At 31.1% G+C, this 25,155-nt stretch carries 16 protein-coding genes; 12 read left to right on the forward strand and 4 right to left on the reverse strand.

All coding sequences use genetic code 11. The annotated features are described in order from the left end of the window. Positions 1–303: 303 nt before the first annotated feature. The gene (locus tag BW723_RS07120) at positions 304–1,857 is read right to left on the reverse strand and encodes a hypothetical protein (protein ID WP_068356862.1); all 1,554 of its coding nucleotides are present in this window, start codon (positions 1,855–1,857) and stop codon (positions 304–306) included. A gap of 131 nt (positions 1,858–1,988) precedes the next feature. Between BW723_RS07120 and BW723_RS07125 the strand changes: the two genes are divergently transcribed. The 8 genes from BW723_RS07125 (at position 1,989) to azu (ending at position 12,235) form a co-directional block, all read left to right on the forward strand. After that, positions 1,989–3,164 carry a 2-isopropylmalate synthase gene (locus BW723_RS07125; RefSeq protein ID WP_068356859.1) on the forward strand — a complete coding sequence of 392 codons (1,176 nt, stop codon included), beginning with the start codon at positions 1,989–1,991 and terminating at the stop codon, positions 3,162–3,164. Between the two features lie 13 nt (positions 3,165–3,177). Next, positions 3,178–4,299 carry a 3-isopropylmalate dehydrogenase gene (gene leuB / locus BW723_RS07130; RefSeq protein WP_068356856.1) on the forward strand — a complete coding sequence of 374 codons (1,122 nt, stop codon included), beginning with the start codon at positions 3,178–3,180 and terminating at the stop codon, positions 4,297–4,299. Positions 4,300–4,655: 356 nt separating this feature from the next. Then, on the forward strand, positions 4,656–6,332 hold the full coding sequence (gene ilvD, locus BW723_RS07135) for a dihydroxy-acid dehydratase (protein WP_068356853.1): 1,677 nt from the start codon (positions 4,656–4,658) through the stop codon (positions 6,330–6,332). A gap of 89 nt (positions 6,333–6,421) precedes the next feature. Then, on the forward strand, positions 6,422–8,155 hold the full coding sequence (gene ilvB, locus BW723_RS07140) for a biosynthetic-type acetolactate synthase large subunit (RefSeq protein WP_068356850.1): 1,734 nt from the start codon (positions 6,422–6,424) through the stop codon (positions 8,153–8,155). Next, positions 8,156–8,689 (forward strand): acetolactate synthase small subunit, encoded by a 534-nt coding sequence (gene ilvN / locus BW723_RS07145; RefSeq protein ID WP_068356847.1) that lies wholly within the window; start codon positions 8,156–8,158, stop codon positions 8,687–8,689. 108 nt (positions 8,690–8,797) lie between these two features. Beyond that, positions 8,798–10,273 carry a ketol-acid reductoisomerase gene (gene ilvC / locus BW723_RS07150; RefSeq protein WP_068356844.1) on the forward strand — a complete coding sequence of 492 codons (1,476 nt, stop codon included), beginning with the start codon at positions 8,798–8,800 and terminating at the stop codon, positions 10,271–10,273. 76 nt (positions 10,274–10,349) lie between these two features. After that, positions 10,350–11,612, forward strand: coding sequence for a threonine ammonia-lyase IlvA (gene ilvA, locus BW723_RS07155; RefSeq protein ID WP_068356841.1), 1,263 nt, complete (start codon positions 10,350–10,352; stop codon positions 11,610–11,612). 116 nt (positions 11,613–11,728) lie between these two features. Continuing rightward, positions 11,729–12,235: an azurin gene (gene azu, locus BW723_RS07160; RefSeq protein ID WP_226789234.1), complete on the forward strand. Its 507-nt coding sequence runs from the start codon at positions 11,729–11,731 to the stop codon at positions 12,233–12,235. Between the two features lie 71 nt (positions 12,236–12,306). Here azu and BW723_RS07165 read toward each other — a convergent pair whose 3' ends face one another. The 3 genes from BW723_RS07165 to BW723_RS07175 all read right to left on the reverse strand — a co-directional run bounded on the left by BW723_RS07165 (position 12,307) and on the right by BW723_RS07175 (position 19,084). Beyond that, positions 12,307–14,262: an auracyanin family protein gene (locus tag BW723_RS07165; protein WP_068356835.1), complete on the reverse strand. Its 1,956-nt coding sequence runs from the start codon at positions 14,260–14,262 to the stop codon at positions 12,307–12,309. Between the two features lie 16 nt (positions 14,263–14,278). Then, positions 14,279–16,177, reverse strand: coding sequence for a 3-keto-alpha-glucoside-1,2-lyase-like domain-containing protein (locus BW723_RS07170; protein ID WP_068356833.1), 1,899 nt, complete (start codon positions 16,175–16,177; stop codon positions 14,279–14,281). A 93-nt stretch (positions 16,178–16,270) separates the two neighbouring features. Continuing rightward, positions 16,271–19,084 (reverse strand): TonB-dependent receptor, encoded by a 2,814-nt coding sequence (locus BW723_RS07175; protein WP_068356830.1) that lies wholly within the window; start codon positions 19,082–19,084, stop codon positions 16,271–16,273. Positions 19,085–19,356: 272 nt separating this feature from the next. On the opposite strand from BW723_RS07175, the gene BW723_RS07180 reads away from it, so the two are divergent. From BW723_RS07180 to BW723_RS07195, 4 genes are all read left to right on the forward strand, one after another. After that, the gene (locus BW723_RS07180) at positions 19,357–20,376 is read left to right on the forward strand and encodes a helix-turn-helix transcriptional regulator (protein WP_068356827.1); all 1,020 of its coding nucleotides are present in this window, start codon (positions 19,357–19,359) and stop codon (positions 20,374–20,376) included. Between the two features lie 167 nt (positions 20,377–20,543). Continuing rightward, positions 20,544–21,716, forward strand: coding sequence for an MFS transporter (locus BW723_RS07185; protein WP_068356824.1), 1,173 nt, complete (start codon positions 20,544–20,546; stop codon positions 21,714–21,716). Between the two features lie 3 nt (positions 21,717–21,719). Continuing rightward, complete coding sequence (locus BW723_RS07190) at positions 21,720–22,865, forward strand: Gfo/Idh/MocA family protein (RefSeq protein WP_068356821.1); 1,146 nt, start codon at positions 21,720–21,722, stop codon at positions 22,863–22,865. 8 nt (positions 22,866–22,873) lie between these two features. Further along, positions 22,874–25,129, forward strand: coding sequence for a DUF7133 domain-containing protein (locus BW723_RS07195; RefSeq protein WP_076686458.1), 2,256 nt, complete (start codon positions 22,874–22,876; stop codon positions 25,127–25,129). Positions 25,130–25,155: the final 26 nt, after the last annotated feature.

The raw sequence follows: 25,155 nt of genomic DNA on the forward strand, positions 1-25,155 counted from the left end.
AATTTTTTTATAGTTTTTATTTCGATTTGTACGAAACAATAAATAACCTAGGTAATATGTATATAGCAGAACCCCTAAAGGGTAATAGTTGTAGTTGATGTGCGAATAATGGTGTTCATAGAAATACATACTACAGAAGTAGTTTTAGAAGAATTTGTATTTAATTTAGAAAGATTCACACCACAAAAATAGAAGTATTATTTATTTTGATGGGTTTTGATGCGTATTATTTTAAGAAAATTATTAAAAAATGTAATGTTCGTAATAATTATCAAAATAATTAATAATAATTTAATGTATAATTTATTTCTTTGATTTTTCTTTAATTATCAAAGCAATAGGTTTGTTTTTTATTTTACTTTCTAACCAAGATAGAATGTCTAAATACAAAAATGCTCTTTTTTCATACGGATGATTTTCAAACTTTTGCAGTTTAGTGTGTATTTTTTTAAACTCATTTTTTATTTCGTGAGGAAAAACATCACTCAAATCTCTAATAGATGTTAAGAAAATCTTTTGAACTTCTTGTAGATTTTCCATTTTTAGAAGAAATTTATAAGTATCTAAAAACTGTCTTTCTAAATCATAATCTAATCCACATTCATAATGTGCAATCAAATTTAAAATTCTAGCAAAACATTGCAAATCTTCTGCAGAACTTAAGTTTTTAGATTTTATTATTTTTTGCAAATAAGCAATACATAATTCGTTTTTACCCATCCCAAAATACAAACAAGCAATTTTGTAATACAACATTACAATATAATGACTGTCTAATCTATTTCTGTAATCTTGTATTTTTTGGTTGATGATTTCTACTAAATATTCGCCTTCAGAAAAAGTAGCTTCTAAAAAATGTAAGTGTAATTTATTAGCATACAAATACTGAAAAATTAAAAGCTCTGTATTTGTATTCGATGGAATTGTATTTTGCTCAATTTCCTCTTCAAAAGCGATTAGCTCTCTTTTAAATGTAGATTTCTTTTTTACAAAAAACGATGCTTCTAAAAGATAATTTATCCCTTTTAAATAAAAAACAGGATGTTGTAAAATATGTTTTTTATCTTCTTTAAATAAATCTACCCATTTTCTGGCGTATTTATAACTCTGTAAAAAATCTTGAGTTAAAAAACTGTACCATAAATGCGATTTGTACAACCATAATTTTTCTCTAAAACCTAAATCTTCAAAATTGTATTTTGGTAATCTTTTATGGAAGTATTGGTTAATAAACTCTAATTCTTCGTTGTTTTTTACATATCCATTTTGTAATAAATGACTATATAGTTGTAATGATAAATTAGATAATTTACTGGCAATTACATTTTGCTGGCTTAGCGTTTTTGCTTGCACAGAAAGTTGATCTGCTCTATTACTTAAACTTCTTGTAATGTATTGTGTTTCAATTACTTTTTCTAGTTCAACAATTTCGTAAGCAATGTTTTTTTCTTCGTTTTCTAAAGCTAAATTTTTAGCCTTATCTAATAATTTTAAACTCTGTTTGTATAATCCTTTTTGATATAAAACTGTAGCAAAATCAAGTTGTTCTCTTATTTGAATTCTAATATTTTTATGAGCAGGATTTAAACGTAAACTAATTAAAATCTGTTTATATAAATGAGCTTTTAAGTTTGATAGTTGTTGTTTGGAGACAATTCCGCTATTAATTATTACTTTTTCATCATAGATTTTTAGCTTTTCTAAGAACTTGAAAAGCGAAAAAAACTTGGCGTCAATATTACCACCTAATCTACCAACATATAAGTTGAATTGCCTCTTTTCAGACTTGGTTAAAGACTTGATTAATATAAAAAGAGCATCGTTTTGATTATTGACTGATGTAGTAGTTTTACTCATAAATTACTGATTATAAAATACTTGTGTTTTAGCTAAGTATATTAGAAATCGTACTGAACTGTAAAAATAACCATTTATTTTAATCTCATTAATATACATTTGATTAAATATAAAGATAATCTTTACAAATTATGCAAGATAATAAGGTTCAAATTTTTGATACAACTTTAAGAGATGGAGAGCAAGTGCCTGGCTGTAAGTTAGATACTAATCAAAAATTGGTTATAGCAGAAAGATTAGATTTACTAGGTGTAAATGTAATTGAAGCTGGTTTTCCTGTTTCTAGTCCTGGAGATTTTACTTCTGTCTCAGAAATAGCTAAAATTGTAAAAAATGCAACAGTTTGTGGTTTAACTAGAGCTGTAGAAAACGATATTAAAGTAGCAGCAGAAGCATTAAAATTTGCAAATCATCCAAGAATTCACACTGGTATTGGTACTAGTGATTCTCATATACAATTCAAATTTAACTCAACAAGAGAAAAAGTAATAGAAAGAGCTGTAAAAGCTGTATCTTATGCAAAATCTTTTGTGGAAGATGTAGAGTTTTACGCAGAAGATGCAGGTAGAACAGATAATGAGTTTTTAGCAAGAGTATGTGAAGAGGTTATTAAAGCAGGTGCAACTGTTTTAAACATTCCAGATACAACAGGTTATTGTTTACCAGAAGAGTATGGTGCAAAAATGAAATATTTGCGTGAAAACGTAAAAGGAATAGAAAATGTAATTCTTTCTTGCCACTGTCATAACGATTTAGGTTTGGCAACAGCAAACTCAATTTCTGGTGTTATTAATGGAGCTCGTCAAATAGAATGTACTATAAACGGGATAGGAGAAAGAGCAGGAAATACAGCTTTAGAAGAGGTTGTAATGGTGTTAAAACAACATCCATATTTAAATTTAGAAACTTCTATCAATACAAAATTATTATACGATACAAGTATAATGGTTCGTGAAAGTATGGGAATGCCTGTGCAACCAAATAAAGCAATTGTAGGTGCAAATGCATTTGCACATAGTTCTGGAATTCATCAAGATGGAGTAATAAAAAACAGAGAAACATACGAAATTATGGATCCTGAAGATGTTGGTGTTACAGAAAGTGCAATTGTTTTAACAGCAAGAAGTGGTAGAGCTGCTTTGGCTTATAGAGCTAAAAAAATTGGTTACGAATTAACTAAGGTTCAATTAGATACTGCTTATACATCATTTTTAGAAACTGCTGATAAGCAAAAAGAAGTAAAAGATGATGATATTCATTTAATAATGAAAGAAGTTAATAAAACATCAAAAATAGCAATGGCTTAAATGTAATAGAATTATGAAATATACTATAGCTGTAATTCCTGGAGATGGTATTGGTCCTGAAGTAGTAGATCAAGCAAAAAAAGCATTAGATGCTGTTGCAGAAGCTTACGACCATATTTTTTTATACAAAGAAGCGCTGTTAGGAGCTTGTGCTATAGAAAAAACGGGTTACCCATTACCTCAAGAAACTATAGATATTTGTAGAAATTCTGATGCTATTTTATATGGTGCAATTGGTGATCCTAAATACGATAATGATCCATCAGCTAGAATTCGTCCAGAACAAGGTTTATTACAGCTTAGAAAAGAATTAGATTTATATTGTAATGTAAGACCTGTAAAGGCTTATGATAATTTAATTCATAATTCACCATTAAAAAGAGAAGTAATAAAAGGCACAGATTTTTTAGTGTATAGAGAGTTAACTGGCGGAATTTATTTTGGTAAAAAAGAGGTAAGCGCAGATGGTAAAATGGCTTCAGATGTTTCTGTTTATACTGTTGATGAAATTACAAGAATTACACATTTAGCTTTTAAAGCTGCACAGAAAAGAAAGAAAAAAGTAACTTTAGTTGATGAATCTAATGTGTTAGAAACATCGCGTTTATGGCGTAAAACTGTTACTGAAATTGCTAAAGAATATCCAGAGATTACTTTAGAATACTTGTTTGTAGCTAACGCAACAATGCAATTAATTACAAACCCAAAACAGTTTGATGTTATTCTTACAGAAAACCTTTTTGGCGATATTATTTCTGATGAAGCAAGTGTAATTAGTGGTTCTAAAGGTTTAATTGCATCATCATCAATTGGTGAAGAAAATGCGTTGTTCGAGCCAATACACGGTTCTTATTTCGAAGCAAAAGGCAAAGATTTAGCAAACCCATTAGCATCAATTTTATCTGCGGGAATGTTATTGCAACATTTAGGTTTAAATGAAGAAGCAGATGCAATTGAAAGAGCAGTAGAAAAATCGTTAGCATTAGGTATTACAACTAAAGATATTAAACGCAAAATTCAGAATGCAACAACAACGTCTAAAGTAGGTGATTTTATTGCAGATTATATTACAAATCAAGATGATAGTAATATGAATTTTAAGAATATTCATATGGGTCAGAGTACCATCATCTAATTAAATTCAATTTAAAATTAGGATTTTTAAATAAAAATTTTAAATATTTGAATCACAAATGAAAAAACAAATTTTAAATATTATTACTGTTTTAAACGTCATCGTAATTATTACGAATTGATTAGGAAGTGGTATTTATAACATAAAAATAAAATTTAACCTTCCTTTAAAAACGGAAGGTTTTTTATTGCATTTATTTCAATAATTGAGTATCATAATTAAATAAGGTTAAGTTACTGTATATCAGTAAGATTAATGTTATTTTAAACAACTGAAATTCAAGTATTCAATTGAATTTAATGTAACAAAAAAAGAGAAATAGAATAATTTAGTCAATAAAATCAAGAAATCATTAAATGAAACTAAATAAACACAGTAGCAGATTAACACAAGACGAATCTCAACCAGCATCTCAAGCAATGTTGTATGCAGTTGGTTTATCTGACGAAGATATGCAAAAAGCGCAAATAGGAATTGCGAGTACTGGTTACGATGGTAATCCTTGTAATATGCATTTAAATAGACTAAAAGAAGAAGTCAAGATTGAGTGTAAAATTGCAGATTTGGTCGGTTTAGGTTTTAATACAATTGGTGTTTCTGATGGTATTTCTATGGGTACTTCTGGTATGAATTACTCACTAGTTTCTAGAGATATTATTGCAGATTCTATAGAAACTGTAATGAATGCACAAAGCTACGATGGTTTAATTGCTATTGTAGGTTGTGATAAAAATATGCCAGGAGCTGTAATGTCTATGTTGCGTTTAAATCGCCCATCAATAATGATGTATGGAGGTACAATTGCATCTGGTAATTACAAAGGCAGAAAATTAAATATTGTTTCTGCTTTTGAGGCTTTAGGACAAAAAGTTGCTGGAGAAATCGAAGAAGACGAATACAGAGAAATTATAAAAAGATCTATTCCAGGAGCTGGTGCTTGTGGGGGTATGTATACTGCAAATACAATGGCATCTGCTATTGAGTGTATGGGGTTTGCATTACCTTACAATTCATCTATTCCTGCAGAAAATCCGAATAAATTATCAGAATCAGAAAGACACGCAAGAGCCATAAAGAACTTATTGGAATTAGATTTAAAACCTTTAGATATTATTTCTAAAAAGTCTTTAGAAAATGCTATTGCTTTGGTAAACGCTTTAGGAGGTTCTACAAATGCAGTATTACACTTTTTAGCAATTGCCCACGCTGCTGATATCGAATTTACTTTAGAAGATTTTCAAAGAGTTTCTGATAGAACTCCGTTAATTGCAGATTTAAAACCATCTGGTAAATACTTAATGGAAGATGTGCATGGAGTTGGTGGTACACCAGCAATTATGAAGTATTTATTAGAAAATGGATATTTACATGGCGATTGTATGACTGTTACTGGTAAAACTTTAGCAGAGAATTTAGCAGATGTAGAAGCTATGGAATTTGAAGACCAAGATGTAATTTTCCCTACGGATAAAGCCTTAAAATCATCAGGGAACTTACAGATCTTATATGGAAACCTTGCAGAAGAAGGTGCTGTTGCAAAAATATCTGGTAACGAAGGTTTGTTGTTTGAAGGTAAAGCTGTGGTTTATGATGGTGAGCAAGCCGCAAATACAGGTATATCTAATGGAGAAGTAGCAAAAGGAGATGTAGTCGTCATTAGATATGTTGGACCAAAAGGAGGTCCAGGAATGCCAGAAATGTTAAAACCAACTTCGTTAATTATGGGAGCAGGTTTAGGTAAATCTGTAGCTTTAATTACAGATGGTCGTTTTTCTGGAGGTACTCACGGTTTTGTAGTTGGGCATATTACACCAGAAGCATTATCAGGAGGTACAATAGGTATTTTAGAAACTGGAGATAAAATTAGAATTAGCGCAGAAGATAATTCGATTAATGTTTTAATTTCTGATGAAGAATTAGCAGAAAGAAAAGCAAAATGGGTTGCTCCAGAACCAAAACATAAAAAAGGGATTTTATATAAATACGCAAAAACAGTTGCATCTGCATCTAAAGGATGTGTTACTGATTTGTAATATTTTATAAAATCAACAAACAAGATAAAAAAGACACAAGATATCCTATAAGGTTTTAAAAACTTTGTAGGTATTTAAAACACAAAAATATGGAAACACAAACCATAAAATCAGAAAAAAAATTGACTAAAACTACAGAGCGTATTTCTGGTAGCGAGGCAATTGTTAGGTGTTTAATTGAAGAAGGAGTAGATATTCTTTACGGATATCCAGGAGGAGCAATAATGCCAGTTTACGATGAATTGTATAAATACCAAGATAAAATTCATCATGTATTAACACGTCATGAACAAGGAGCAACGCATTCTGCTCAAGGTTATGCTAGAATTTCTGGAAAAGTAGGTGTAGCAATGGCTACTTCTGGTCCAGGAGCAACCAATTTAATAACTGGTATTGCAGATGCACAAATAGACTCAACACCTATGGTTTGTATTACAGGTCAGGTGCCTTCTGGTTTATTAGGTTCAGATGCTTTTCAAGAAACTGACATTGTAGGTATTTCTACACCAGTTACAAAATGGAACTGTCAAGTTACCAAAGCAGAAGATATTCCTGAAGCTTTAGCAAAAGCATTTTATATAGCAAAAAGTGGTAGGCCAGGTCCTGTTTTAGTAGATATTACTAAAGATGCACAATTTGATGAGTTTGATTTTTCTTATCAAAAATGTACAAAAATAAGAAGTTATAAACCAGTACCAGATACAGATATAGAAAAAGTTAAAGAAGCTGCAGCAATAATTAATAGTGCAAAGAAACCACTAATTGTTTGGGGGCAAGGAGTAATATTAGGAAATGCTGAAGAGCAATTAAAAGCTGTTGTAGAAAAAGCAGGTATTCCTGCTGCATGGACAATTTTAGGGGCTTCTGCAATACCAACTTCGCATCCTTTTAACGTAGGTATGGTTGGTATGCATGGTAATTATGCACCTAATATGCTAACTAATGAGTGTGATGTATTAGTAGCGATAGGTATGCGTTTTGATGATAGGGTTACAGGTAGCTTAGCAACTTATGCAAAACAAGCTAAAGTAATTCATTTTGAAATTGATCCTGCAGAGATTGATAAAAACGTAAAAACAGATGTTGCTGTTTTAGGTGATTCAAAAGCAAGCTTAAACTTATTATTACCGTTATTAAATGAAAATTCTCATAAAGAATGGCATCAAAAGTTTAAAGATTTATATGATATTGAGTACGAAAAAGTAATCAAAAATGATTTATATCCTACAAAGGAAGGTTTAACAATGGCTGAGGTTTTGAAAGAAATCAACATTCAAAGTAAAGGTGAAGCTGCTATTGTAAGTGATGTTGGTCAGCATCAAATGATTGCTTGTAGATATGCAGATTTTAATGTGTCAAAAAGTAATATTACCTCTGGTGGGTTAGGAACAATGGGCTTTGGTTTGCCAGCAGCAATTGGTGCAAAAATGGCAGCTCCAGAACGTGAAGTAGTTTCTATTTCTGGTGATGGAGGCTACCAAATGACAATTCAAGAATTGGGTACAATTTTTCAGCAAAAAGCAGCTGTAAAAGTGGTGGTTTTAAATAACGATTTTCTTGGGATGGTTAGACAATGGCAACAATTATTTTTCGATAAACGTTATGCATCCACAGAAATGGTTAATCCAAACTTTGTGGCTATTGCAGAAGGTTATTATATTAAAGCAAGAAAAGTTACAAAAAGAGAAGAATTGGCAGAAGCTGTTGCAGAAATGATGCAAAGTAAAGAAGCGTATTTCTTAGAGGTTTGTGTAGAGAAAGAAGATAATGTATTTCCTATGATTCCATCAGGAGCAAGTGTTTCAGACATAAGACTAGAATAAATGAGTACAGAAGAAAAACAACTATATGCAGTATCTGTATATACAGAAAATAACATTGGATTGTTGAATAGGATTTCTGCAATTTTCCAAAGAAGACACATCAATATAGAGAGTTTAAATACTTCTCCTTCAGAAATAGAAGGCGTTTCTAAGTTTACTATTGTTGTAAATATGAATGAGGTAGGTATTAAAAAAATTATTGGTCAAATAGAAAAACAAGTAGAGGTAATAAAAGCATATTACCATAGTTTAGATGATATTATTTATCAAATCGCAGGCTTGTTTAAAATTAAATCAGAATTGTTATTCGAAGAACGCCAAATTCAGAATATCATTAAAGAGAGTAATGCTAGAATTGTAACCGTAAACAAAGAATTCTTTGTTCTAGAAAAATCAGGGAAAAAAGAAGAAATTGTAGAGTTATACAATAAGTTAAGTCCTTTTGGAATAATGCAATATACAAGATCGGGTTTAATTGCAATAACTAAAGAAGAAATGAAAATATCTTCATTATTAGAAAAATATAACAACTAAAAACAGATTATAAAGAGTAAAGATGTCAAAAATAGTTGTAAAGTAATTAATAAGTACTCGAAGCTACTTTCGCCTTTTTTGCTTAAATCAAAAACAAAAACTAAAAAAATGTCAAATTATTTTAACACATTAACATTAAGACAAAAGCTAGAACAATTAGGGCAATGTCGTTTTATGAACACTTCAGAATTTGAAGATGGAGTAAACGCCTTAAAAGGCAAGAAAATAGTTATTGTGGGCTGTGGAGCACAAGGTTTAAACCAAGGTTTAAATATGAGAGATTCTGGTTTAGATATTTCTTATACTTTAAGACCAGCAGCAATCGAACAAAAAAGACAATCTTATATTAACGCAACATCTAATAATTTTAACGTAGGTACTTACGAAGAAATGTTGCCAACTGCAGATTTAGTTATTAATTTAACGCCAGATAAACAACATACAAATGTTGTAAATGCAGTAATGCCATTAATGAAAAAAGGCGCAACTTTATCTTATTCTCACGGTTTTAATATTGTAGAAGAAGGTATGAAAATACGTGAAGATTTAACGGTAATTATGGTGGCACCAAAATCGCCAGGTTCTGAGGTTCGTGAAGAATTTAAAAGAGGTTTTGGAGTGCCAACATTAACAGCAGTTCACCCAGAAAATGATCCAGAAGGTAAAGGTTGGGCTTATGCAAAAGCTTATGCTGTTGCCACTGGTGGTCATACAGCAGGTGTTTTAGAATCTTCTTTTGTTGCTGAAGTAAAATCAGATTTAATGGGAGAGCAAACCATTTTATGTGGTTTGTTACAAACTGGTGCAATTTTATCTTTTGATAAAATGGTAGAAGAAGGTATTGAACCTGGTTATGCTGCAAAATTAATACAATATGGTTGGGAAACTGTAACTGAAGCGTTAAAGCATGGAGGTATCACTAATATGATGGACAGACTTTCTAATCCTGCAAAAGTAGAAGCGTTTCGTTTATCAGAAGAATTAAAAGACATTATGCGTCCATTATTCCAAAAACATATGGATGATATTATGACTGGTCATTTCTCTAAAACGATGATGGAAGACTGGGCAAATGATGATGTAAATTTATTAACTTGGAGAGCTGCAACAGGAGAAACTGCTTTTGAAAAACAAACAATTACAGAACAAGAAATTCCAGAACAAGAATATTTCGATCACGGAACTTTATTAGTTGCTTTTGTAAGAGCTGGTGTTGAGTTGGCTTTTGAGGCAATGACAGAGTCTGGTATTATTGATGCTTCTGCATATTACGAATCTTTACATGAAACTCCGTTAATTGCAAATACAATTGCAAGAATGAAGTTAGCAGAAATGAATCGTGTAATTTCTGATACAGCAGAATATGGTTGTTATTTATTCGATCACGCTTGTAAACCATTATTAACTGATTTTATGAAAACAGTTTCTACAAACGTAATTGGTAAATCTTTTAGCTCAGAAAATGGCGTTGATAACCAAGAATTAATTAAAATTAATAAGATTATTAGAAATCATCCTGTAGAAATTGTAGGTGAGCAATTAAGAGCTTCTATGACTGCAATGAAAGTAATAAAATCTGCTTAAAAAATTATCCCCCAATTTTTTTAATAAACCTGTCAGAATTAAAAAATTTGACAGGTTTTCTTTTTACATTTGATTAATGCAAACAGAATCAATTTACTTACCAAGTTTAGAAAAGATAAACGAGGCTGCCAGAAATCTAGAAGGTGTTGCTTCTAAAACACCATTAGGCAAAAACTTTAATCTTTCTAAAGAATTTAATGCAAATATTTTCTTTAAAAGAGAAGACTTACAAGTGGTTCGTTCTTATAAAATTAGAGGAGCATATAATAAAATGTTTTCTTTAAGTGATTTAGAAAAACAAAACGGAATTGTTTGTGCAAGTGCAGGAAATCACGCTCAAGGTGTAGCTTTGTCTTGTAAATTATTGCAGATAAAAGGTACTATTTTTATGCCATCACCAACACCAAACCAAAAGATTAATCAGGTAAAAATGTTTGGTGAAGAGTATATAAAAATTGTAATTGGTGGCGATACTTTTGATGATGCCTTTAACGCTGCAAAACTAGAATGCGATGCTAAAAATAAAACCTTTATTCATCCTTTTAATGACGAAAAAGTTATTGAAGGGCAAGCAACAGTTGGTCTAGAGATTTTAGAACAAACCAGTAAAAAGATCGATTATGTTTTTGTGCCAATTGGTGGTGGAGGTTTATCATCGGGTTTATCTTCTGTGTTTAAATTGTTGTCTCCAGAAACTAAAATAATTGGTGTAGAACCAGAAGGTGCACCAGCAATGCTAACATCCATCAATAATAAAAAAAACACAGCTTTAATAACTATAGATCCTTTTGTAGATGGTGCCGCTGTTAAAAAAGTGGGCGATTTAAATTTTGCTATTTGTAGGCAAAACTTGCATAAAATAATTACGGTTCCAGAAGGTAAAGTTTGCCAAACAATTTTAGATCTGTATAATAAAGATGCAATTGTTGTAGAACCTGCTGGCGCTTTAAGTATTGCTGCTTTAGATTTTTTTGCTGATGAAATAATAGGAAAAAATGTAGTTTGTGTAGTAAGTGGTAGTAATAACGACATTACCAGAACAGAAGAAATTAAAGAACGCGCTTTAGTTTACGCAGATTTAAAACATTATTTTATAATAAAATTTCCTCAAAGAGCAGGTGCTTTAAAAGAATTTGTGGTTGATATTCTAGGTCCTGATGATGATATTACACATTTTGAGTATACCAAGAAAAACAACCGAATTAAAGGTGCTGCAGTTGTTGGTTTAGAATTAAAATCATCTAAAGATTTGAACCCTTTAATTAAAAGAATGAAGGCTAATAATTTCTTTGGAGATTATTTAAATGATAAACCAGACCTTTTTCAATTTTTAGTCTAATTTTAGAGTTTTTAAATTAGAGATTCACTTTCTTTCATTGAATAAATTTATACAATTTTGTAAGTGTTATTTAGTATTTTTACAAGATAAAAATGATAAAATAAAAAAAAATGAAGATGATAAAACGTACTTTGGTTATGGTTTTTGCTGCAACACTATTTATAAATTGTGGTAGCGATAAGAAAAAAGAAGAGAAAACTGAAACAGTAACAAAGCAAGAGGTTAAAAAAGAAATTCCGAAAGAAAAAAAACTTGGTATTTCTGGTAATGATTTAATGAAATTCAACAAAAGCAAATTAACTGTTTTTGAGGGGCAAAAAGTAATTCTTACTTTAAACCATACAGGTAAAATGGCAGCAAAATCTATGGGACACAATATTGTGATTTTACAAAAAGGTGTTGATGTTTCTGGTTTTGCAATGAAAGCTATTGCAGCATCAGAAACAGGTTATGTGCCACAAGATGCGTTAGCAGATGTAGTTGCTTATACTAAAGTAATTGGTGGAGGTGAATCTACAACAATAGAATTTGATGCACCAGCTGCAGGAACTTACGATTTTATTTGTAGCTTTCCTGGGCATTATGCTTTAATGAAAGGTAAGTTTATCGTAAAGAAAAACTAAGTTTATAAAACCTAAAAAAAGGGCGATAACTTTTAAAGTTATCGCCCTTTTTTTATTACAAGAATATTAATTTATTTTACAATTAATTTGGTTCTCATTGTAAATGAATGACCGGGAAAAGTACAAACTATCCAATATTCACCAGCTTTACTTGGCGATGTAAAGTAAATCGTTTCTGAACCTTCTGGGCCAACAGTTCCAGAATGTGCAATTACTAAATCACTAAAAGGAACATAGTTTAAATCTGGACCATCAAGACCTAATTTAAGCGCCATTTCACCAACTTTTAAAGGTGTTTCCTTGCCTTGTTTTGTAATTACAATATTATGAATCATATCATCATTATTATTTAATGTTAATTCAATTTTTCTGTTTCTGCTTATGGTAATTTCTTCTACATCGTATTTTAATCCAGGTATTGTACCAATGGTAACTTTTTCATCTGCGCCAGCTTCTCCCCATTCGTGAGGCATAGAAGTAGTTCGTTTTGGTTGCTCGATTTTTTTGTCAGATTTTTTCATTTCCATTTGCACCGATTTTAACTCGCCACCAGGAACTTCATTTAACGTGTAATAGGCTTTTTTATGTAATAATTTTTCGCCTGTGTTAGCTGTTAATTTCGGAATTTCTAATTGATGAATAAATCCTAAACGCATTCCGTGAACAGTAAGTTTTACAGTTAAACCATCTTCAGAAACTTCAGCTTTATGAATCATTGCTTTTTGTTGATCTACAATTGGACTTCCATACGTTTTATAATACTTATAAGTAAACGTTGCCATATTATAATTAGAAACATCTTCTGCTTGTTCTTTGTTGATAGGTTTTGTGAATTCTAATTCAAAACCATCATTCTGAGCTTTCATTGTTTTAATTTCGAAAGGCGTTTTACCTGTCCATTCTAAACGTTGTAAACCGTATTCTTTTTTACCTGTTGATGCCCAACCTCTGCTTGTCATACCAACAAACATACTATTATCACTACCCCAAATCATTCTTAAAATTCCAGATGAAAATCCTTCTCTAAAAGGAAAAGCAGCACCTTGATAAACACCATTTACCTTTTCCATATACACACGCATAATTTTACTGTGACCTTGATCTCCAATAAACTGTTGTCCTTCAAAAGGACCAAATTTACCTTTGGTTGTATCATATAAAATATCTGAAGTAGAAATACCCAAAATGGTGTGTGGAAGCCAAATTGCTGGTGCTTTTACTTCTTTTTCTTTTTTAGAATATTCGTATAATGTTAAACCAGAGTTATCTTCAATGTCTTCAGGTTTTAAAGTTAAAGGAGATAATGGATCGTTGCTCCATTTTAAACCTTCTGGATGCCCAGCAAAATCACCAACTTCTAAATGCGTCATCCTACCAGAACCAACCCAATCTCCTTGGTTTTCGGTATAAAAAATATCACCTTCTGGATTTATGTTAAATCCTGCAGGAGATCTTAAGCCTGTTGCAATTGGTGTCATTTTACCATCTTGAGTTATTTTTAACATCCAACCACGCCATCTTACTGTACTTTTTCCTCCACCTTGCCAAGATAAATTTAGAGTTACAATCATATCTCCATTTTCTGTAAATTTTGGACCATAAGAGTAATCGTGATAATTACCAGATAAAGGCCAAGAAAAAATAGTTTTGTAAAGATCAGCTTCATCATCTCCATTTTTATCTACTAATTTTGTTAACTCACCACGTTGAGATAAATAGAAATTACCTTCTCTATAAGCTAAACCTAAAGCTTCGTGTAAACCATTAGCAAATAGCTTGTATTTTGGCGATTGTCCATAAGGTTTGTCTATCAACCAAACTTCACCACGCCTTGTAGAAACGCCTAATTTATCATCATCTGTAAACGCTAAACCACCTACTTCTAATTTAACATCAGCAGGAATGGGTACATCTACTATTTTATAAAATTCTGCTTCTTTTTCTTTGATAGATTTAGATTGACCAAAAAAAACTTGATCAATACATAAAACTAGTGCTACTACTAAAATTGTTTTTAATTTTTGCATGATTAATTGTTTTTGGTTACCAGATTATACTGTAGTTAATAGTGTTACTTCCATTTGGTATTTTAACGATTAATTCGTCTTTACCATCTACTGTTCTAACAATCGGAGTTAAATCTTTATTTGCAGAAAAATCGATATAATAACTTTCATTATTAATAATATAAGTTTGGTTTGCTAAAGTTTTTATGCTTTCTCCTTCTGCAATTTTATACCATAAATCTCTAGCTTTAGAAGTGGTAATTGTTCTGTTTAATTGACGATTGCCTTCTGGAATTGTAAAACTATTTGTTACTGTTGTACCATCTATTTCGTAAGAAAAAGTTGGCATTCTGTCTTCATTTAATTCATAGCCTAATTGCTTAAAACCTTTGTTTTCTGGCAAAGGAATTGGCCAAAGTGTATTTTCATTTTCAAGTTTTGCAAATTCTAAATCGCCATGTAAAGAGACTTTAAAACCTATAGGTTCTCCTAATTGTTCGTAACCACGAGATAACCACATATGGGTTGTGTTTAAAAAAGAGCCATCCCAAACTTTTAATAGAGATCCTGTAGCTAAATTGTAAGAATAATGCACGCCTTGAGGTGTACCCACAGAAATACAATGTGTGTGTTTTACGCCATTGTGAGCCACAAAACTTCTTTGCATTACAGGTTTATCTTTAGGTTCTATAATTATTCCTTTAAGCGGATCGAAATCATTGGTCATCCAATCTGCATTTTCTTGCAACGAATATTTTTGCATTCCTGGCCCTTCTACTTCTAAAGTAAAACCACGTTTCCAAGGTGCATTTTGATTGTATATCAGTTTAAAAGGAATTTTACCTTTCTTTAATTGAGTTGTTTTAATGTAGGCATTTCGCATATTGCTACCTCTCATATTGATGAATAATTTATCATCTAAAAATAATTGAGAAACACCACCATTGTGCGCATCAAAAAGATATTTACCAGTTTCAGGAATTTCTAAAACTCCTGTATAAATAATCATTTTTTTGTCTTTCTTAGTGGTAACATCAGCTAGTGTAAATGTTTTTGTTTTTTCTGATTTAACAAGCGGAAAAGTATCTAAATTTTCTAATTTGTTTTTTACGCTTTTATACTCAGCTCTTTTAAGTCTACTTAATTTAAATTTATTGCCTTCGTATAATTTGTATTTAATATTTTTAAAAGCAACTGGTCCATGATCTCCTTGAATCATTAAAGGATCTCTAGGTTTTTCGTTTGTATTTACACCTCCACGAGTTGTACCAGTTACGCTTACATTTTCTTGTATTAAAACTCCATTTAACCAAACTTTTTCGAACCAAGCATTTTTTATCTTTTTGCCTTGTTTGTTAAATTTTGGTGCATGAAAAATAACCTTTAAATGTTGCCAAAGACCTGGTGCTTTTGCTGCATTTATTCTTGGTGATGTTCCTTCATAACCTTCTTTTCCTTTTGGTGCTGTTTTGTTCCAACGTTGATAAATACCACCCATATCTCCATATTTAGGCTGCTTTTTATTCCAACTATCAAAGATTTGCACTTCATATCGACCTTGAAAATAAATTCCGGAATTTGATTGTGCAGGCACCAAAATATCTAATTCTAGTTCAATATCGCCATGATCAAAAGAAGTAAAAAGGTTTTTATTTTTTTTGGCATCATTAGTATTAAGAAGTATACCTGAGCCTGGTGAAGAAGTTACTGTTCTTCTTTTTGTACGATCTGCAATTACATCTCCAACTATTTTCCAGTTTTTACCTGTTGGTTTAAATCCAGAAAGATCATTTAGCTCAATATGAGTAAATGGCAAATAGTTTTTAGCTTTCTTTTTCATTTCCTTTTTTACTGCAGCTTGAGAGAATTTTACTTCTTCTCTTTTACAAGAAGCAATTAGTAAAATTAGGCTGCACAAAAGCATAAATTTTCTCATGGTTGTTAATATGTCTTTAGTTCGGATTAAAAGTATATAAACAACCTTGTTTCGAGATGTACAAATGTTCTAATATTAGGAACTTATCGTTAATTAGAAGCTGTAATTCAACTTTAACAATAAGCGTCTTCTTAAAACAGGGAAAACGATAAAACTATCATCCGGATTTGCAGCAACAAACTCTGGGGTTGCTCCATTGGCATTAGCTCCAAAACTATTATCACCAAAAAAGTTTGCCAAACCATCAGAGTTAAAAAGGTTGGTAACCATTAAATTTGCAGATAAGTTTTTGTTGATTTTATAACCCGTACCAAAATTAAAAACACTGTAGCTTGCTAATTCAAATCCGTTAGCAACATTACCTTGTCTTTTACCTAAATATTGCCATTTTAAAAATGCAGAAACTTTATTTTTTTGAAAATCAGTTCCTAAATTAAACATTAACTTTGGATTAAAAGGAAGTGTGTTTCCAGAATAGTCGATTACTGAATCATCAGAAGTATCAACACTACCAGCTGCATCGTAAATTTTCCAATCTGTAGCTTTTGGGTTTTGTAGAACTCCATTAAAACTAAACTTCCAAAAATTGAAAGGCGTATAAACACTTTCCCATTCAAAACCATAAGTATCAGAAGAATTGAAAAGAATTGGCGTGTAAAAAATGCTATTATTTGAGTCGTCAAATTCAAAATTTGCAATACCTACGTCTTTTAATTTACTCCAAAATGCAGTACCCGTAAAAGCAAATTGCTTTGCATTAAGTTTAAGACCAACTTCAGTTTGAATTACTTTTTGAATTGTTCCTTTTTGGTTGATAGGCACATTAGAAAAATTGTTGAAATAATAGTTTAATTCTGGTGCTTTGTTTCCTTTAGAAAATCTTCCAAAAATGGCGGTATTTTCATCAACTTTATAATTAATTGCAGCAGAATAAGACAAGTATTTATAATTGTAATCAAAATTATCTTGGTCTCCTGTAGAGGTTAAAACACCATTATCATAATCAGTAGTAGCATTGCCATCTATACCTCCATTTTGAGAAAAAGGAGCAAAACGATCTTTACTACCCTTATGATTTATTGTTTCATATCGTAAACCTAAATCTAAGTGAATTTTATCAGAAATAGACCAACGATCGTTTGCAAAAGCAGCCAATTGTAATACTTTTGCTTCTGCATTTACAAAGAATAATCCACCATAATTACTTAAACCATTGCTATCTGAAAGTGCTATTGTAGGTTGCCCTGGATTTTCTAAAGTAACTGCTAACATTCTCGGACTTGGCTCATAAGTAACAAAGCCAAAAGTACCAGATGTAAAATGTGTTGTATTTGCATAACCTAAAGAAGAACCTAAATTAATGTCGTGTTTTTTTGTCTTTTTTCTAAGGATTAATTGATTCATAAACTCATCAGAATTATTGTCTTTGTACCAAGCAGAAGTACCCATAATTGCATCATTTGGTAAAGAACCACTAATGTATTGAAAAGGCTGGCCTGTAAGAATTCCAGAATTATCTACTCTTGCAACTTCTGCACCAGATTGCGCATCATTAAAAACGATTTGTCCAACAGGAAACTGTGCGCCAGTTATAAAATATGCTAAAGGATTGCTTAAAGAAACAAAAGCGTTGCTAATAGAAGTTTGCCAATTTGCTTTTTTTGATGAATACTTTAAGTTGTTTTTAATTGACCAATTATTACCAAATTCTCTAGAAAAATCAAAACCAAAAGCAATGTCTTTTGCGTAAACTCCTTGAGATGGATTAAAATTAATTTTACCATTATTGGCAAGGTTTCTTCCATCAGGAATGCTACCATCAAAATCGGGCATTAACAAAGAAGTATTTCTAAAATCTTGACCAAAAGCAGCTGTAGGATTATCCCAATTTGTAGCTGCAACACCTGTGTAACGATTGGTATAATCATCTAAGAATTTACCATAAAATTTAAAGCTTCCTTTGTCTGTTTTTTTAATGATATTAAATTTTAATTGACCTCCTTTACTGAATTTAAAATCAGCATCTCTTGCTCCATCATCTCTTCTGTAATGACCACCAATGTTAAAAAACCAATCGTTTCCAAAAGAGCCACTTAAAACAGCATCAATTCTTTCCATAGCATTATCACCACCTTGAAAACCTCTAGAAGCTTGTATTTGTCCTCCAAATTCTTGCTGAATTCCTCTCGATTTAAAATTATAAATTCCACCAGGAGCATTCATTGCTGTAATTGCAGAACTTCCACCACGAATCGCTTCAACTCTTTCTGTCATTAAATCTGCTCTCTGAAATAAATCTGGACTATAATAAGAATGCTGAATTAAACTTACAGGCAAACCATCTTCTTGTAAAGAAACATAATACCAACCCATATCGTCTTCTGCAGAAGCAGAAATTCCTCTTGTATATACTTTGGTGTACACTTCACCTGCAGAAGTATCTGTAAAAGTTCCAGAAATATTTTGTAATAAACTTGCAGTTCCTTGTGGATAATTCTGTTGAATGTCTTTTTGATTTAAAACACTTATAGATGTACTAGACTCTAAACTTAACCTTGGGTCAAAAGTACCTGTAATTACTACAGATTCTAAATTTAAAACATCAACTTCAATAGTAAAGTTTAAATTTAAATCTACATTTTTAACTTCTATTTCTTGTATTAATTTTTTATAACCTAAAACTAAGATAGAAACCTTATAGTTGCCAGATGTAATATTATTAAAGGTAAATTCTCCTGATGCATCAGATGTTGTAGCTTTATCTGAAGGGTTTAGCAGAATAGCAGCATTTTCTATAGGTTCTTGATTGTTGTTTTCAATTTTTCCAGAAATTTTTACTTGTGCATAAGACAAGAAACTAAGGAATGTAAAGAATAAAAAAGCAAATTTAATTTTTGGGTTAGTCATTTAAAGTATTTTTAATCGAAAAGTACAAATATGATATTTTAGAACGATTATAATGTGTGTATTTATTCATTGAAAAATTTTGAACATTATATTTTGTTTAATTCTAATTTTGTAATTTTATAAGCATTAATAATTTATCTATTTTTTGGTTGATTTTTACTCTTTAAATTTCATCAAAATAAATTGATAAAAGAAGCGAAAATAATACAAAGAAAGAATGTGATTTTTTTCGATGTGTATTTTTTTAAATTCAAATAAAATTAAAACGGATTATGGAAGTGTTAGAGCATTTTAAGATAGAACCTTATAAAGCAGACGGAATTGTATATCACGTAGATACTTGTTTGCCACTTATTGATGCTTTTGATCGAAAAAAGTTAAAATTTAAAGCATTGGCTAGACATTCTTATCCAGGAGATCGTTTAGATGATAACACGCTTGGTTTGAATAGTATGGGGTATTGGGATGCCAACGAGCCTCAAGATTGGGGTTTAGATTGGCATAGAAATGAAGGTATAGAATTTCATTTTTTAGAATCTGGTTCTATGCCATATTCACAAGAAGGTAAAGAGGTTTTGCTAACACCAAATTATTTAACGATTACACGTCCTTGGGAAGCTCATAAAGTTGGAAATCCAAATATTGGAATGGGAAAATTTTATTGGGTAATTTTAGATTTAGGCGTCCGTAGACCTCATCAAGACTGGGTTTGGCCAGATTGGATAACTTTAACAGATACAGATTTAGCTGAGTTAACAATGATTTTAAGGCACAATGAAAAATCAATTTTAAAAGCAGATCAAAGAGTTAGAGCTTGTTTTAAAAGAATAAATACAGCTATTAATACAGATGATAATGGAAGTAATGCTTCTCGAATTCGTTTGCTGATTAATTACTTATTAATCTTAATTTTAGACTTGTTAAAAACAGAAGATATTGTTTTAAATGAGGCGTTAACAGATAGTTCTAGAAGTGTAGAATTCTTTTTAAAAGAATTAGATAAAAATGTGTCAGAAAACTGGACTATAGAAAAAATGGCGCAATCTGCAGGAGTTGGTCTTACAAGATTTACACATCACTGTAAGCAGCTTACAAATTTAACGCCTATGAGATATCTTAGTATTAAGCGATTAGAAATGGCAAAAAAAATACTAGAAAAACAGCCAGAATTAACGGTTACAGAAATTGCATATATGTGTGGTTTTGCAACAAGTCAGTATTTTTCTACAGTGTTTAAAAAGCACGAAAAATGTTCGCCAAATCAATATAAAACTAGATTTTTAAAATCTTAAAAACACTACATTTTAACTTTATTATTATTTGTTTAATTTTTTTCACTGAATAAAAATAAACATCTAATGTTTTTTTATTATTTAATTTTCCAAAAGGATATTTTTTTTAATCCTAATTGTTTTGATAGAGAAAATAATCACTTTTAAAAATTAATAATAATTACATTATGGAGAATATTAATAAAAGCAGGTTATTTTTAGCGAGTTGTTTAGCGTTAATTACTACTGCAATGACGTTTGCAATTAGAGCAAGATTAGAAACCGTTTTTGGACAAGAAGGTGTCGGTTTAACATTAGAAGAAATTGGTTATGCATTTGCACCTGCATTTTTTGGTTTTACAATTGCAATGATTATTGGTGGTCCTTTAGTTGATTTTCTAGGGATAAAAAAAATAACTTGGTTCGCTTTTATTACACATGCTGTTGGTATTGTTTTAACAATTATGGCAGATTCAATGACTTCACTTTTTATAGCAACACTATTTGTAGGTATTGGAAATGGATTTGTAGAAGCAGCACTTAATCCTTTAATAACATCTATGTATTCTGATAGTAAAACCAAAATGTTAAATCGTTTTCACGTTTGGTTTCCTGGTGGTATTGTAATTGGTTCAATTGTAGGTTGGCTGGTTATGGATGTTTTAGGTTTGAGTTGGCAAATTATGGTTGGTACTTTATTTGTACCAGTAATTATTTATGGAGTAATGTTTTTCGGTCAAAAATTTCCTGTTACAGAAAGAGTACAAATGGGAGTATCAAATAAAAAAATGTTTTCGAGTATTGGTAAACCTCTGTTTTTATTTATGGTTTTTTGTATGTTTTTAACAGCAGCATCAGAACTAGGAACTACACAAAGAATAGAATCACTTTTAAAAGAAACAGTAGCTGTGCCTTTATTAGTATTAGCTTTTATAAACGGAATTATGGCTTTAGGAAGGCTGTTTGCAGGTGGGGCAATTCATAAATTAAAACCATCAGGAATGTTATTGTTCTCAGCAATTTTTACATTTATTGGTTTATGGTTATTAACCATAACTTCTGGAGGAATGACTTTTGTTTCTGCAGGTATTTTTGCTGTTGGTGTTACTTTCTTTTGGCCAACAATGTTAGGTTTTGTTGCAGAATATTTACCAGAAACAGGCGCCTTAGGTCTATCTATAATGGGTGGTGCAGGTATGTTTTCTGTTTCTTTAGTATTGCCAATAATGGGAAATTTAATGGATAATGAAGGTGTAAATGAGGCATTAAGAACAATGTCTATTTTGCCTGCAATTTTAATTGTCGCCTTTTTAGGATTAAACTTTTACATGAATAAAAAAAATAAAATAGCAAAGACGTAGAAAATGAGTAGAAAATTGAGAATGGGAATGATTGGTGGAGGAATTGGTTCTTTTATAGGTGATGTGCATAGAAAAGCAGCAGCTATAGATGGAATGATCGATTTAGTTTGTGGTGCATTTAGTAGTAATGCTGATAAATCAATTCAATCTGGTAAAGATTTGTTTTTAGCAGAGAATAGATGTTATGCTAGTTTTAAAGAGATGATTTTAACAGAAAAACAACTTCTTGAAGATGTTAAAATGGATTTTGTTGCTATTGTTACTCCAAATCATATGCATTTTGAACCAGCAAAATTAGCCTTAGAAAATGGATTTCATGTGGTTTGTGATAAACCAATGACTTTAACTATAGAGCAAGCTTTAGAGTTAGAGGAAGTTCAAAAAAAATCGGGTAAGCTTTTTGCATTAACGCATAATTACACAGGTCATCCTATGGTTAAACAAGCAAAAGCGATGGTAGCTAATGGAGATTTGGGTGAAATTAGAAAAATTCAAGTTCAGTATTTACAAGGTTGGTTATCAACATCCGTAGAAAAAACAGGGCAAAAACAGGCTTCTTGGAGAACAGATCCTAAAAAATCTGGAATAGGAGGTGCTTTAGGTGATATTGGTACACACGCAGAAAATCTAGTAGAATATATTACAGGTTTAAAGATTGATGAAATTGCTGCAGATTTAGGTGTTTTTGGTGATGATAGAGTTTTAGATGATGATGGAAACCTATTATTAAGGATGGAAAATGGCGCAAAAGGAACAATGTCTATTTCTCAAATTGCTTTGGGCGAAGAAAATAATTTAGCGATTAAAGTGTATGGTAAAAAAGGAAGTTTAGAGTGGCATCAAGAAAATCCGAATGAATTAATAACACATTGGTTAGAAGAGCCTGTAAAAATATTTACGCCAAATGGGAATGATTTATATCCAGAAGCTTTAAATGTTTCTAGAATTCCTGCTGGTCATCCTGAAGGATATTTAGAAGCTTTTGCAACGATATATAAAAACTTCGCAACGCATTTAATGGCTGTAAAGAATAATGAGATTATCGAAAAACCAGATTACCCAACAATAAAAGATGGTGTTAGAGGTATGCAGTTTATTTATGCTGCTGTTTCTAGTGATAAAAATAACGCTGCTTGGACAACTCTTTAAAATATAGAATGTTAAAATACAAAACTAAAAATAATATCAAGCTTGCTTTAATTGCAACTACAATACTCGCTGTAAGTTGCAGTAAAAAAGAAAAGGTTTATATAGATAAAGAATATGTAAAACCTAAAATTGTAAAAGAAGCATCTTCGGCTTTTCAATCACCAGAAGAAAGTTTAAATTCTTTTTATTTACCAGAAGGTTATAAAATTGAGTTGGTAGCAAGTGAGCCAATGATAGATGAGCCTGTTACCCTTGCTTGGGATGGAGATGGAAAATTATATGTTGCAGAAATGAATACCTATATGCAAGATATTGATGGTACAGGTACAAAAAGATCAATTAGTAAAATTAAGCAATTAATTGATACAGATGGAGATGGTAAAATGGATAAAAGCACTGTTTTTATTGATAGTTTAATGTTGCCAAGAATGATTTTACCTCTTGGTGATGGAGAGCTAGTTGTAAATGAAACCGATTCTTACGATTTATGGTTTTATAAGGATACCAACAAAGACGGAGTTGCAGATACTAAGAAAAGAGTGTATGGTTATGGAGCTAGAAGAGGTGGTAATTTAGAACATCAGCAAAGTGGTTTATTGTGGAATTTAGATAATTACGTGTATACCACTTATAATCCTGTTCGATTTAAGTTTAAAAAAGACACAGTAATATCAGAAAAGATAAGTCATATGCCAAGAGGTCAATGGGGTTTAACTCAAGATGATATGGGTATTATGTATTATTCAACTGCTGGAGGAGAAAACCCTGCTTATGGTTTTGGGCAACCTGCACAATATGGAGATTTTAGTCCTAAAGAACGTTTAGAAGAAGGCTTTAATATAACTTGGCCAATTGTGGGTACACCAGATGTTCAAGGTGGTCCAAGAAGATTAAAAGAAGATGGTACATTAAATCATTTTACGGGAGTTGCAGGTCAAGAAATTTTTAGAGGGCATAAGTTACCAAGTAATATGTATGGCGATTTATTTATTCCAGAACCAGTTGGTAGATTTATCAGGAGAGCAAAAGTTACCAATGATAATGGATTAAAAGTTTTAAAGAATGCTTATCACGAAACAGAGTTTTTAGGTTCTACAGATTTAAATTTTAGACCTGTTTGGTCGCAAACCGGGCCAGATGGAACTTTATATGTAGTAGATATGTATAGAGGAATTATTCAAGAAAGTAATTGGACAAGAGAAGGAAGTGCAATAAGACCAGTTATAAAACGTAAAAAATTAGATAAAAATATTGGTAAAGGAAGAATCTATAGAATTGTTCACGAAGATTTTGAGCCTGATCAAAATCCAACCTTGTTAAATAAAAGTGCTAAAGAGTTAATTGAATATTTAGGTCATAAAAATGGATGGCATAGAAATACTGCTCAGAAGCTTATCATTTTAAAAGAAGATCTTTCAATTATTCCTGATTTAAAAGAATTAAGTAGAGATAATGAAGGCGGATTTATACAAAAATGGTTTGGTGACGACTCTAAAGATTATGGATTAGAAAGAATTCACGCACTATGGACATTAGAAGGTTTAGGTGAAGTTGATAAAGAGTTAATCATAGAAAAATTTTCTGATAAAGATCCAAGAGTTAGAATAACTGCCATTAGGTTAAGCGAAAGATTTATTGAAAATGGAGAAACTGATTTGTTTAATTACTTTGAAGTTTTAGCAAAAGATGCATCCGTAGAAGTTGTAAATCAATTGGCTTTAAGTTTAAGATATAATGATACAGAGCAATCTACATCCTTATTAAAAAAGCTTCAAGAAAAATATGAAGAAAACATATCAATAGCACATTCTACAAAAGAAAGTTTAAAGAAAGATGATGAAGTCTTAAATGCATTAAAAATCAGAATTAAAGATAAGCCAAGTAAAACAAGTGTTTTAAGAGGATATGATATTTACAATCAATTGTGTATCACCTGTCATGGGCCAGATTTAAAAGGATTGCCTAAAGAAGATGGTTCTTTAGTTGCACCAACTTTAATAGGTAGTAAACGTGTAAAAGGTGATAAAACCAAATTAGTTAAATTGGTTTTAAACGGTTTAATTGGCGAAGTTGATGGTGTAGATTACGGAGTTATGATGCCTTTAAAGGATAATGAAAATATATGGATAGCTGATGTACTAACTTACATTAGAGAGTTAAATGATGAAGATGCTGTAAGTAGTTGGGGAGATGTAGGGAAAACAAGACAGCGTAATAAAAGAAAAGATTACTGGACTTTAGAAGAATTAGAAAAATCAAAATAATTTATCAATTACTAACGGATTAAAAC

Origin of the sequence: Polaribacter reichenbachii (assembly GCF_001975665.1) — a bacterium.
GTDB lineage: Bacteria > Bacteroidota > Bacteroidia > Flavobacteriales > Flavobacteriaceae > Polaribacter > Polaribacter reichenbachii.